The organism is Wandonia sp. (assembly GCF_984588085.1).
Genome location: NZ_CFIGVI010000005.1, coordinates 11189 through 24157 on the forward strand (window position 1 = coordinate 11189; position 12969 = coordinate 24157).

Consider the following 12969-nt stretch of genomic DNA (forward strand, 5'->3'; position numbering starts at 1 on the left):
CCGTTGTTGCACCATTGTTCCAAACATAAGTATATCCGGGCGTACCGCCTCCTATCGTTAAATCTACAGAACCATCACTTGCTCCGTTACACGAAACATTCCAACCTCCGGCATAAGTTGCTGCAGTAGCATTTTCCGTAAGCACCGGTGGTTCAATAAGTACAATTGATGTTTCATACTCACAACCGTTTGCATCGGTTACGGTTACCATATAAGTTCCGGCCGGTACTCCTGAAAGATCCTCAGTAGTAGCTCCTGTATTCCATAAATAGGTATAGGGTGCCGCTCCGTTAAAAGGAGTTACATCAATGCTTCCGTCGCTGGCTCCATTACACGAGACATTCCAACCGCCAACATAAGTTCCTGCACTTATATTTGCAGAAACGGCATCCGGAGAAATTAAGGAGACAGCATCTGTAATTATACAACCATTCGCATCCGTTACAGTTACCAAATAATTTCCAACACCAAGTCCAGAAAGATCTTCTGTCACCTCACCATTATTCCAACTATACGTATAGGGCAACGTACCGCCTGCTACAGTTAAATCAATAAAACCATCATCCACACATCCAGAGGTGTTTCCACCGCCTGCATATACAGATGGAGTTAAAGAGGCAGTCAGTACCGGTGGCTCAGTAAGTGTAATGGTTGTAGAAATTACACATCCGTTTGCGTCTGTTACGGTCACAGTATAGGTTCCCGCTCCAACATTGGAAAGATCTTCCGTTGTTGCACCATTATCCCATGCGTATGTATAAGGTGGTGTTCCTCCTCCTATCACCAAATCAACAGCCCCGTCAGTAGCTCCATTACAGGATACATTCCATCCACCCGCATAGGTTATAGCACTTACTGATTCTGTCAGAACCGGTGGTTCTTGCAATGTTATTGAAGAAGGTATTGTACATCCGTTCGCATCTGTTACTACAACTGAATAGGTACCTGCCGGAATTGAATTAATATCCTCTGTTACAGCTCCATTACTCCAGGCATACGTATACCCGGGAGTTCCACCTGCAACTGTAAGATTTATTGCACCGTTACTCGCTCCATTACAAGTTATATTCCAGCCACCTCCATAAGTTGTCGCAGAAATTCCTTCTGAAAGTACTGGTGGCTCCGTAAGCGTTATAGAGGAATTGATCACACAACCATTCGCATCCGTTACGGACACACTGTAGGTTCCCGCAGAAATCCCCGAAAGATCTTCCGTCACATCTCCATTATCCCAGGAATAGGTATAACCGGGAGTACCTCCTCCAATTACCAGATCAACCGATCCGTCATTCGCCCCATTACAGGAAACATTCCAACCTCCGGCATACGTTATCGCACTAACACTTTCTGTCATCACAGGCGGCTCAGTAAGTGTAATAGCAGTTGAAATTACACATCCGTTAGCATCTGTTACAGTTACGCTATACGTTCCCGCTCCGACATTGGAAAGATCTTCCGTTGTTGCACCATTACTCCAAGCGTATGTATAAGGTGGTGTTCCACCTCCTATCACCAAATCAACAGCCCCGTCAGTAGCTCCATTACAAGACACATTCCAACCACCGGCATAGGTTATGGCACTTACTGATTCTGTCAGAACCGGTGGCTGTATAACATCTGTCTGTGTGGCGTATTCACACCCGTAAACGTCTGTAACTACGACGGAATAAGTCCCTGTCCCCAATCCCGAAATATCTTCGGTGGTTTCTCCTCCTGCCCAGACAAACGAATATGGCGATGCCCCACCGGTAATTGTCATATCTATAGCACCATCTGACAACCCAAAACAAGAAACATCTGTCACATCCAATACTACATTGGAATCAAACTGAGACAGAGTAATTGTAATAGCATCCTGATCGCCCGGACAAGTCAAATTATTAGTTGTGCTTAATGTAAGTGTTACTGATCCGGCAGCAATTTCTGCAGCACTCGGAATATATTGCAGGTCAAGGCTTGTATCTCCGTTTACATAGGTTCCTGTTCCTCCACTCCAGATTCCGGTTGTAACACCTGTTACCACTCCATTTAATTGGAGAGTAGGAGCGGGTGTTCCACAAATTGTAAAATCAGTCCCCGCATCTGCTGTTATCGGATTACTAAACTGTGTAACTGTAATTGTAGATACAGCTGCCGGACAACCTGTAGCATCTGAAATTTCAACGGTATAATTTCCGGGAGTTGTCGCAAAAATATCCTGTGTTGTTGCACCATTATTTGACGGGCCATACCACACATAGGAATAAGGCGCTGTTCCTCCTATCGGAACAGCACTGAGGTTAACTCCTGCTGCTCCAAAACAGATTGCCGGATCATCCGGATTGATATCCGCAAATAATGTAGGGTATATAAATACACTCACCGTATCACAAAATGATCCAATGCTACAACTTCCCAACACATCTCCACATACTTCGTACTGGATTTCTGACGGAAAACCGGGTTGCGGTGTTACAACAACCGTTTCTTCTCCTGTATAAGTAACACCGGTAGCACCTGCATTTGAACCTCCCAGATTATTCAGGTAACTATTGTAATCTCCTGGAGCCCCCGGAAAAATAGAGTTCCATGTAATCGTCGACGGTTCGAGTCCGGAGATACTCAATGTATCAGCACAACCATCTGCCGTAATCACGTCTCCTGAGCTAACAGGGCCGGGAACTGAAGTAATCGAATACGTATTGGTGTTGTTTCCTACTTTACAATAAGAAATCAAATGTGGGCCGGCTCCATCCAAACAAATTGCTGCAGATCCTGAAGCCACAGGCACATCCTGACAATTGATCTGGTAATACAGTGATCCTCCCGGATTAGCTCCGGATTCCACTGCAAATATTATTCCTTCAGCTGCAGGATCTAATGTGATTGACAATTCTATACAATTCACCTGATTTGCACCTCCCTCACAACAAGAGCCATTCCTTGCTACTGCAGGACTCACCCACATTCCAGCAGGATTTCCTGTTAAATCAACAGTAAAAAACGGGGTATCTCCTGAACAATTAACCTGGCTAAATAAACCAGAAGAAAAAAGTATAATTCCTACTAATGCTACCCACACTCTCAAGGGTAAAAGTATCTTTTCCATAGATCTCTATTTAGGGTATATTTCATACCCTCTTTGACCTATTTACGGAAAAACGGTCTGCTTAGTTGCCAAAAAGTATGTTTCTCACCAAATATTTCGACTAATTAACAGATTGCACTGTTAAAGTTATTTATCTAAAGCTCGTACAATCAATAAAAACAATCTGTTTACGAAACACTTACCCTTATTTTCACTTCTTTACAAATCCGGCGAAATCTTTTGCAAAATACGTTAAGATACCATCTGCTCCAGCTCTTCTCATACTCAGAAGCATTTCTGCTACTACACGTTCATAATCTAACCATCCGTTTTGAGCTGCTGCATAGACCATTGCACATTCTCCTGAAACGTTATAAGCAGTAACCGGTAATGTAAAATTCTCTTTGAGAAGGTGAATTATATCCAAATAACATAATGCTGGTTTCACCATTAACATATCTGCCCCTTCCGAAAGGTCCAGTTCAGCTTCACGTAATGCTTCTGTTTTATTAGCCGGATCCATCTGGTATGTTTTTTTATCTCCTGATTTTGGAGCCGAATCAAGTGCATCGCGAAACGGATTATAGAATGCACTTGCATATTTGGCAGTATAACTCATAATACTAACATCCGTATATCCTGCATTATCCAGGTGATCACGAATAAACCCAACTCTTCCGTCCATCATATCTGAAGGACCTATTATATCGACCCCAGCCTGAGCCTGAGCAAGAGACATTTTAGCTAAAACAGGAAGTGTTTCGTCATTTAGAATTTTGTCTCCTTCCACTATTCCATCGTGACCGTCACTACTATAGGGATCCATCGCCACATCACTCATAATTACCGCTTCCGGGAATGCCTCTTTTACTTTTCGGATCGCATCAAGATAAAAGTTCTCTTCTGCAAAACTGTAAGACGCCATTTTATCCTTCAGCCCCTCTCTTACAGCAGGAAATAAATCAAACTTATTAATTCCCAACTCAATGCAGGACTCTATCTCTGGTAATAAACGATCGGTACTCCAACGAAAATTATTCGGTAATGATTTAACTTCTTCCTTAATATTATTTCCTTCTACAAGAAACATTGGATAAATCAGATGCGCAGGCGATAAATAGGTTTCAGCGACCATATCCCGTATTGCCGCCATTTTTCGATTTCTTCGTGGTCTGGATAACATCATTCTTTTGTTTTTGATTTGTAAAGTTACCAAATAGATTTTGTCTGTAGTAAGATTTCTGGGAGCAAAAAAGCCGATCTGAATACTTGTTTTTTTTTATTTTCTACCTCTGATGAGTATAAAAGTTGATAAATAAGCCAAAAAACCGAACTAAACTTCTTTTTTTGTAGATAAGTACTCTACTTCTGACAAAAGAAAAATACGCAGAAAATCTGTTCTTTATAATAGTTTTCATAATTTAGCTGATTGAATAATGAACAGTACTATCATGAGATTACAATCTGTAGTTTTTCTTTCTTTGGGAGTTGTATCTTCTTTCCTTATCAGCTCCTGCAATACCGACCGTAAACCAACTGATAATGAACCACAAGAGTTAAAAACACATGTAGTTGATTCAACCAGTGCTATTAACGCAGAATTTGAAGGTAAAATATTTTCAATTCCATCTCCGGTTCAAACGGCCATTTTATTAAAACAAGCCAGCGGAAGCTTCAATGCGGAACTGATTAATCCGGCTGAAAATGCGGATAAATATTCCACTACTTATAGTCGTGCTTTAAATTTAGGTGTTTATGGAGCCGATCTGGGGTATGCTACTTTATTCGGACAGCAAAAAGAAAGCATGAATTACCTGAAAGCTCTGCAAACACTTGCAGATGGACTATCAATAGCCGGAGCGTTTGATAAAAGTTTTGCAGAACGGTTTGAACGCAACATGAATCAGCAGGATTCACTTCTTATTATTGTTCAGGACGCCTACAGAACAGGAGACAAATTCCTGAAAAACAACAAACAAAAAGACATTTCCTCGCTTATTCTTGCCGGTGGCTGGATTGAATCAATGTATTTTGCCTGTCAACTCAATACATTACAACCAAATCCTCAGATTATTGAACGAATCGGAGAACAGAAGCAGAGTCTTGAAACTTTACTTTCCATTTTATCAGGTTATAATACGGATAACATGAACGATGCTTTACTTAATGACCTCAATGAAATCAATGACTTATTCAAAGAGGTTCAGTTCTCCTACACATTCAGAGAACCTGTTACGGATGCATCCAACCATATAATAACTTTGAATCATGATTCATCCGTTATTATGTCAGATGAATTGGTCGCTGCTATTACAGAAAAAATTAGTGCTTTGAGAAACAACATTATCGGATAATATTATGAACAAGTTAGGTTTATTCTTTTTTACTCTTTCTATTCTTTTCTTCTCCTATTCATACTCTCAGGACTGTGACAGCATAGTAAAGATTTGCGAAAACCAGTTGCGCAATGACACCAACGGATCACTTTTCGTTTCTGACGGACAAGTATATCAGGCGTTTATTAATGATGAGATTGCAGAATTCAAAACGACTTTTTTCGGGGGGACTACTTACCGGATTGTAGCTTCAGCCGGATCTGCTGATAATTATGTCATTTTTACTGTTTATGACCCTGAGAACCGAGTGCTCTTTACAAATAAAGATCATAAAAATGCCCCTTATTGGGATTTTAAAGTAAACAGTACTATTCCTGTAAAAATTGAAACGCAACTTGATATGGATAAAAAAGTATCCGGATGCGCCATTATGTTGATCGGTTTTAAAAAATAAACAACCTCCGAAATGAGTGAACGAATACTAAAGGCTTTGATGCAGCTCTTTGCCATCATTGCAAAAGTAGAAGTTGACGAAAACGGAGAGTTAATTTTTAAAAAGAATTCCAAAGAACGTTCGATAGTTGAGTTATTTCTCAAACAGGAACTTAATCCCGAACACGTTAAATCATACCTGAAATGGTACGACGATTTTCTGTTACAGCATCATAACTCAAAAAAGAGGAAAGACGGCAAACAGAAACGAACTTCTGTAAACTCCGTCAAAATTCTTCGAATTTGTGCTCAGATAAACAGTGAGCTTACGCAAAAGCAACGAATTATTGTTTTAGTGCGTATTCTGGAGTTTATTTATGTAAAAAAGAACCCTACCGAACAAGATATTGAATTTGCCCGAACTGTTTCTGACAGTTTTAATATTGATGAAGAGGAATTTGAAAGTATCTTCAACTTTATACGTTCAGACAAAAAATCAGTTGCTTCTTCGCAAGACCCCAACTTGCTTCTCATTAGCTCAGAGCGCCCCGAATCGGCTTATCGTTTTTTACAGGCCGAAGGGATCGAAGGAGAAATCTGGGTACTACGGATCAGTTCTGTTAACTTTCATTTTTTCAAATACCTGGGCAAGGACGAAATTTACCTGAATGGACAGTTAATATCCAACGATAGACATCATGTTCTCAATCAAGGTTCCAGCATTCGTTCCAACAGAATGCAAACGATCTATTATAGCGACATATTAAGTGTCTTTCTTTCCGATGAGAATCATGAGAGATTCATCTTCAAAGCAGATAATGTAGTATATCGGTTCTCCAGAAATTCGTATGGTGTTCGGGATCTGAACCTCGAAGAAGAAAGCGGAAGACTTATTGGAATTATGGGAGCTTCCGGTTCAGGAAAATCGACCCTACTCAATATCCTTAACGGAAACCTCGCACCAACAAAAGGTTTTGTTTCTATTAACGGAATTGATATTCACAATGAAAAAGACAAAATCAGAGGTGTTATCGGCTATGTATCACAAGACGATTTATTAATAGAGGAACTTACCGTTTTTCAGAACCTGTATTTCAATGCCCAACTTTCATTCGGAAAAACCAATAAGCGATTAATCGCCCGCAAGGTATTATCACTGCTTACTGTTTTGGGACTTTACGAAGTAAAGGATTTAAAAGTTGGAAGTCCTCTTGAAAAAACAATTTCCGGAGGACAGCGTAAACGGCTGAATATAGCGCTTGAGCTGATCCGGGAGCCTGCAGTCCTTTTTGTTGATGAGCCTACTTCCGGACTATCTTCCCGGGACTCGGAAAACATCATGGATTTATTAAAAGAACTTACCCTAAAAGGTAAACTGGTGTTTGTTGTTATTCATCAGCCTTCTTCTGATATTTTCAAAATGTTTGACCAACTCCTCATTATGGATCAGGGTGGATATCCGATCTATCAGGGGAACCCTGTTGATGCAGTTATCTATTTTAAGGAAGCTATTGATCACGCCAACAGCCAGGAAAGTGAGTGCAGAACCTGTGGAAATGTGAATCCCGAACAAATTTTCAACATCATAGAATCACGGGTCGTTGATGAATATGGTAATCAGACTCCCTTTCGTAAAACCCCTCCGGAATCCTGGTACAAATTATACAAGCAACGCCTTTCTGAAAATAAATCGCAGCAGGAAATAACTCCGGAAACAACAGCACCTAAAAGTCAATTTGAAATTCCTGGCAAGTGGAAACAGTTTTTACTTTTCTACAAAAGGGATATCCTTGCGAAACTTACGAATCGCCAATACGTTCTGATTAATTTACTGGAAGCTCCTGTGCTTGCTTTAATCCTCGCTTTTTTTGTCAAGTTTTTTGCCGGAGAAACGTATAGCTTTGAAAAAAACAGCAATATTCCCCAATACCTATTCATATCTGTGATTATTGCCTTATTCATTGGATTAACCGTTGCTGCCGAAGAAATTATAAAAGACCGAAAAATCAAGAAAAGGGAAACATTTCTGAACCTTTCAAGAGGCAGTTATCTATTTTCAAAAATCTCTATTCTCTTTGGAATTTCAGCAATTCAGGCACTTCTTTTTGTTCTGGTTGGAAATTCTATTTTGGAAATAAAAGGTTTGTGGCTCCCTTACTGGTTTACCTTTTTTACAGTTGCCTGTTTTGCAAATCTCGCCGGACTAAATATTTCCGCGGGGTTCAATTCGGCCAAAGTGATCTATATCCTGATTCCTCTTATCATCATTCCTCAACTTCTCTTTAGTGGAGCAATCGTAAAATTCGACAAACTGCACCCTGTTTTTGGGAAGGAAAGTGGTGTGCCTTGTATTGGAAACCTGATGGCCTCACGATGGGGGTATGAAGCTTTGGCTGTTGTCCAATTTAAGGACAATACTTTCCAGAAATTAACCTACGAACTTGAAAAGCAGAAAAGTTTTCACGAATGGAAAAGAGATTTCTATATTCCTGAATTGATCCGGATAACGGATCAGGTTATTCTAAAAGGAACTATTTCTTCGTCTGACTCTTCTCTTTTCTCAAAGGAGCTGCAGCACGAACTTAGCAACTGGTCTGATATCCTAAGTAATGAAGCTCTTGAGCTAACAACACTATCTGCTGAAGCGAAAAAAACAGCAAACTTATACAAAACAAAACAACTCCTCACAGACATAAAGAACTATCACAATCTCCAACTGCGAAATGTTAACCGACAACTCGATAGTGTAGTCATGAGTTATTCTCCTGATAAGTATGCGAAAATGAAAAGCACATACTTCAACACCACACTGTACGATCTGATGACAAATCGGGATGAGTTAGATAAACTAGTTTTAAAAAATGGTACTATTATTCAAAAGCACGACCCTATTTTCAGAGATTCTGATGCAGCTTTTTTTTCAGCACATTTTTTTGCACCACGCAAACAGGTAGCAGGAAGGATCGTTTCAACGTTCGGAGCAAATATGGTTGTTATTTGGTTAATGACAATTTTACTCTTTATTACGCTTTATTATAATCTGCTCCGCCATCTTATCGTATCTGGAAATAGATTGCGAAAAACAGTTTCTCTGAGAAAAAGAGCTTAATTTCATCCTAATTCCTAAATTCGCAACTCGTATTACTTTAAGAAATTTGAATGGACACCAGAAAACATATAGAAGTCTGCTTTTCTCCTTACCTTTTTACCTTACATAAAGAGGAATATGAAATAGTAGTAGTTATTGATGTGCTTCGTGCAACATCTGCTATCTGTGCGGCCTTTGACAATGGTGTCAAAGCAGTTATTCCTGTCGCAACTATCGAAGAAGCCCGTTCTTATCAGGAACAGGGGTATCTTGTTGGAGCCGAGCGCGGAGGTCAGATTGTCGAAGGTTTTGACTTTGGCAACTCTCCCTATAGCTATATGAATGATGACCTGAAAGATCAGGAGGTTGTTCTTTCGACAACAAACGGAACAAAGGCCATTGACCTGGCCAAAGATGCTGAAACAGTAGTTATTGGCTCTTTGTTAAATCTGGACGCTCTCTGCGAATGGCTTGTTGAGCAAGATAAGAATATATTATGTCTTTGTTCAGGATGGCAAAACAAGTTTAACCTTGAAGATACGATCTGTGCCGGGGCAATTACAGAATATCTTATCAGTACAGGAAAGTTTAAATCCGACGAAGATTCTTCAATTGCCGCAAAATATTTGTATCTTTCTGCGAAGGACAACTACATGGGATATCTGAAATCCAGTTCTCACAGAAGACGTTTGAAGAACCTGAATCTGAATGAAGATATCAAGTATTGTCTGACACCCAATCAATCGTCGGTAATACCTGTGCTGAAAGATGGTAAACTTGTCAACGTTAAAAATAGTAAGTAGTTTTCTGCTGGTAACTGTTACCATTGCTTTTTCTTTTCCTTCCGCTCAATCCGTAAAAGTTAATCACCTCAACTGGGGGTTTTATGGTCATAAGCGCATTAACCGAATGGCTGTCTTCACACTTCCTCCTGAGTTATTTGGTTTTTACAAGGAGCATATCGAATACATTACCGAACATGCTGTAGATCCGGATAAACGAAGATATGCTGTAGAAGGAGAAGCTCCCAGACATTATATTGATATTGATCATTACGCCAAAGAAGGCGAAGATCCGTTTACCATCGTTCCTCGTTTCTGGAAAGATGCTGTTTCAAAATTTTCCGAGGATACACTGCAAACCTATGGAATTGTACCCTGGTACATCGAGGTCATGGTCAATAAACTCACCCGGGCCTTTGAATCTAAAAACGTAGACCTTATTCTAAAATACTCTGCAGATCTTGGTCACTATGTAGGAGACGCTCATGTTCCTCTCCATACAACTGAGAATTATAATGGTCAATTGACTAATCAAAAAGGTATACATGGATTATGGGAATCCCGACTCCCTGAGTTGATGGCTGACAATTACGACTATTTTGTTGGAAAAGCCCGTTATTATAAAAATATTAACACATTTGCCTGGGAAGCTGTGCATGCCTCCCACGTCGCAGTAGATTCTGTATTGAAAATAGAGAAGGAGTTAACCGAAGAACTGGCTACGGATGCTAAATACTCTTTTGAAACAAGAGGAGCCAGTACTGTTCGCACGTATTCACGTGATTTCTCTACCGCCTATCATGAACGCCTGAATGGAATGGTCGAACGAAGATTTCGCGCTGCAATTATTGGCGTGGGGTCTATGTGGTATACAGCCTGGATAAATGCAGGACAACCGGACCTCACCGAACTTCTTCATGTCCGTCCGTCAGAAGAACTACTTCGCGAACAGGAACAGCTTGATCTGGATGTAAAGCACGGAAAAGCAAAGGGACGAATTTGCGATCACTAATTATTTTTGCCCAAACTTGTATTTCAGAGAGTTCCTTGCCGAGAAAAAAGTAGTCTGTAATCCCTCCGGAGGATGTGTATCATAGAATACGGCAAATGCAACTTTGAAAAGTAGTTTCTCCGTAATTGGTATCTCGTAACTTGCCTGAGATGAAATCCTGAAATCTGTTAGTCTCGCGATATCCGGCTGAATATAGGCCACCAGTTCAAAAGCCGACTTTGAAGAAAATGGAACATTAAATGAAACTATAGAATTGAGTCGGTGATGACGATTAATTTTCCCTCCCAGTTCTTCTTCATACTCTGGCATATAATGTACCCCTGTAAAGAGCTGTAGAGAATCTTTTTTCGTTTCGAAAACCTTAAATAACATCCCCACTCCTACCAGATAACGAGCCTTCAATCGTGTATTATGATTGTACTGCCCCTGAACAAAGGATTCAAAAATATAGTGTTCTTTTATTTTATACCCGTATCTGAAATGCTGAAATCCATCATTAACCGGAGTCGTTTTGTTAACAACAGTCAGATTCAACGAATTAACAGATAACACGGAATGACTTTTTTTTGCGTACTGCAACTGGGATGCATTGGAAGTATTGAAGATAAAATTAACCGCCTGAGTAAAGTTAAGCCCTACATCAATATTTCCTGAAAACCCTTCATTTCGCTGACTAAATCGTGAATTTTCAATATGCACTATTGACTGAGAAGATACGTAAAGTGAAAGCAAAACTACTATCCCTGTGAAAACTCCTTTTTTTGCCCCTTTCAGCTTCATAATCGGCAAAGTTAGAAATAGAAGAAAGAAACTCCTCGCAAATTGCACAAGAAAAATAGCTGTTTTAGCTCATAGAACTCAACTCTTTTTTAACATTAATTTAAAAACTAGTTTATATTAACATCCCGCAAAAACACTTAAACAATTTAAAACCAGATGAATAACACGTAATTTACAGCTTTTCATTTTTATTCTCTTTGGATATATTTCCATAAAAAAATAATTTTGAAGTGAAACCCTATTATTACTGTACATATGTTTTCGCAAAAACGATTAATTCCCTTCATAGCGGGATTTGCTTTATTTACGTATACACTTCCGGGTTATTCTCAGGAAGTGATTAACCAATCTGGTGTTCAAATTACTTCTTCTCAGATAAGATGTACTTCTACAAAAAACGGAACCGATAACTCTTATATAAGTCTGTCTTTAGAGAATACGACAGACAAGCAGGTATCCGTTAGTTTCTATAAACAACTATGGTATACTAACAATTGTATTAATTGTAATGAAACCTCAGAGGAGTATCTGGTTCAGCAAACGCTTTCTCCCTATGAAAAAATGGAAGGTAACTGCACGAAAGAAAACATGCAACTTCTTATTTTCCATTCCATGCCTAAACATCTAAGCAAAAATGTGTTAACAAAATACGAACTCATTGACTTACAGGTCAATTAACCAAAAACGAATACCATGCTATTACGAATATTTGTTCTATTTTCAGCCTTTGCCCTTTGGAGGACTGAGCTTTGGGCGCAACCATGTGATATTACTACTATCGCATCTCAGGAGACAATAACATGCGGAAACTGTACAACTTTATCAGCATTCGGATACGGAGCAGGAAATATTGCCTTTCAGGAAGATTTTAACTCCGGGTCGCCTGTTGGATGGCAGTTTACTCAGGCTGTTACTATTGCCAACAACACATGTGGAGTCCCTTCTCCGGATGGCTCTCCATTTATGTGGATGGGAGACGCATCTGTAAACCCCAGAAGTATGGAAACTGTTCCGTTTGATCTCAGTCAGGGAGGGGTGATTTGTTTTGAAATGCGCTATTCTATTCAGGCCGAAGCTTCTCCATGTGAAGGCCCTGACCTTTCCAATGAAGGTGTTTACGTTCAATACTCTACTGATAATGGTGCGACATGGAATACAATACAGTATTGGGACCCTAATGGAGGAAATGATCCGCAACTTACCAACTGGAATGAATACTGTGTTACAATTCCTGCAGCAGCTCAGACGGCAAACACAATGATCAGATGGTATCAGGATGATGTATCCGGAGCGGAATATGACCATTGGGGTATTGATAATGTTCTTATTACTCTGAATGATCCCAACTTTGAAATTTCCTGGGTACACGACGGTTACTCTTATGGCCTGGGACAAAGTGGTGGTGAAAATCCAAATCAGGTTTGTCCGACGACAACAACTTCGTATGAAGCTATTATTACGGATGGAGTAGA

At 39.8% G+C, this 12969-nt stretch carries 9 protein-coding genes and 1 pseudogene; 7 read left to right on the forward strand and 3 right to left on the reverse strand.

What is annotated here, in order from left to right; genetic code table 11:
* Nucleotides 1–3088: pseudogene (locus AC4PL9_RS03240) on the reverse strand (hypothetical protein); the annotation flags it as partial.
* 190 nt (nucleotides 3089–3278) lie between these two features.
* Nucleotides 3279–4253, reverse strand: a complete 975-nt coding sequence (gene hemB / locus AC4PL9_RS03245; protein WP_491603343.1) for a porphobilinogen synthase — start codon at nucleotides 4251–4253, stop codon at nucleotides 3279–3281.
* 265 nt (nucleotides 4254–4518) lie between these two features.
* On the opposite strand from hemB, the gene AC4PL9_RS03250 reads away from it, so the two are divergent.
* Genes AC4PL9_RS03250 through AC4PL9_RS03270 form a run of 5 tightly spaced genes read left to right on the forward strand, consistent with a single transcriptional unit; the run spans nucleotide 4519 to nucleotide 10717 of the window.
* Nucleotides 4519–5421 carry a hypothetical protein gene (locus tag AC4PL9_RS03250; protein ID WP_491603344.1) on the forward strand — a complete coding sequence of 301 codons (903 nt, stop codon included), beginning with the start codon at nucleotides 4519–4521 and terminating at the stop codon, nucleotides 5419–5421.
* A gap of 4 nt (nucleotides 5422–5425) precedes the next feature.
* A complete protein-coding gene (locus AC4PL9_RS03255; protein WP_343788931.1) occupies nucleotides 5426–5857 on the forward strand; it encodes a hypothetical protein in 432 nt (143 codons plus the stop codon).
* A gap of 12 nt (nucleotides 5858–5869) precedes the next feature.
* A complete protein-coding gene (locus AC4PL9_RS03260) occupies nucleotides 5870–8944 on the forward strand; it encodes an ATP-binding cassette domain-containing protein (RefSeq protein WP_491603345.1) in 3075 nt (1024 codons plus the stop codon).
* A gap of 50 nt (nucleotides 8945–8994) precedes the next feature.
* Nucleotides 8995–9726: a 2-phosphosulfolactate phosphatase gene (locus AC4PL9_RS03265; protein WP_491603346.1), complete on the forward strand. Its 732-nt coding sequence runs from the start codon at nucleotides 8995–8997 to the stop codon at nucleotides 9724–9726.
* The gene (locus AC4PL9_RS03270) at nucleotides 9692–10717 is read left to right on the forward strand and encodes a zinc dependent phospholipase C family protein (RefSeq protein ID WP_491603347.1); all 1026 of its coding nucleotides are present in this window, start codon (nucleotides 9692–9694) and stop codon (nucleotides 10715–10717) included. Before AC4PL9_RS03265 ends, AC4PL9_RS03270 begins: the two co-directional genes overlap by 35 nt.
* Here AC4PL9_RS03270 and AC4PL9_RS03275 read toward each other — a convergent pair whose 3' ends face one another.
* Entirely contained in the window at nucleotides 10718–11497 is a 780-nt protein-coding gene (locus AC4PL9_RS03275; protein WP_491603348.1) for a DUF481 domain-containing protein, read from the reverse strand.
* Between the two features lie 255 nt (nucleotides 11498–11752).
* Between AC4PL9_RS03275 and AC4PL9_RS03280 the strand changes: the two genes are divergently transcribed.
* The gene (locus tag AC4PL9_RS03280) at nucleotides 11753–12175 is read left to right on the forward strand and encodes a hypothetical protein (RefSeq protein ID WP_491603349.1); all 423 of its coding nucleotides are present in this window, start codon (nucleotides 11753–11755) and stop codon (nucleotides 12173–12175) included.
* Nucleotides 12176–12190: 15 nt separating this feature from the next.
* A partial coding sequence (locus AC4PL9_RS03285) for a hypothetical protein (RefSeq protein ID WP_491603350.1) occupies nucleotides 12191–12969 on the forward strand: 779 nt, incomplete at its 3' end.

Coding starts and splice junctions, on each gene's coding strand:
- hemB (WP_491603343.1), bottom strand. CDS start 4,253: ATGATGTTATCCAGACCACGAAGAAATCGAAAAATGGCGGCAATACGG.
- AC4PL9_RS03250 (WP_491603344.1), top strand. CDS start 4,519: ATGAGATTACAATCTGTAGTTTTTCTTTCTTTGGGAGTTGTATCTTCT.
- AC4PL9_RS03255 (WP_343788931.1), top strand. CDS start 5,426: ATGAACAAGTTAGGTTTATTCTTTTTTACTCTTTCTATTCTTTTCTTC.
- AC4PL9_RS03260 (WP_491603345.1), top strand. CDS start 5,870: ATGAGTGAACGAATACTAAAGGCTTTGATGCAGCTCTTTGCCATCATT.
- AC4PL9_RS03265 (WP_491603346.1), top strand. CDS start 8,995: ATGGACACCAGAAAACATATAGAAGTCTGCTTTTCTCCTTACCTTTTT.
- AC4PL9_RS03270 (WP_491603347.1), top strand. CDS start 9,692: ATGGTAAACTTGTCAACGTTAAAAATAGTAAGTAGTTTTCTGCTGGTA.
- AC4PL9_RS03275 (WP_491603348.1), bottom strand. CDS start 11,497: ATGAAGCTGAAAGGGGCAAAAAAAGGAGTTTTCACAGGGATAGTAGTT.
- AC4PL9_RS03280 (WP_491603349.1), top strand. CDS start 11,753: ATGTTTTCGCAAAAACGATTAATTCCCTTCATAGCGGGATTTGCTTTA.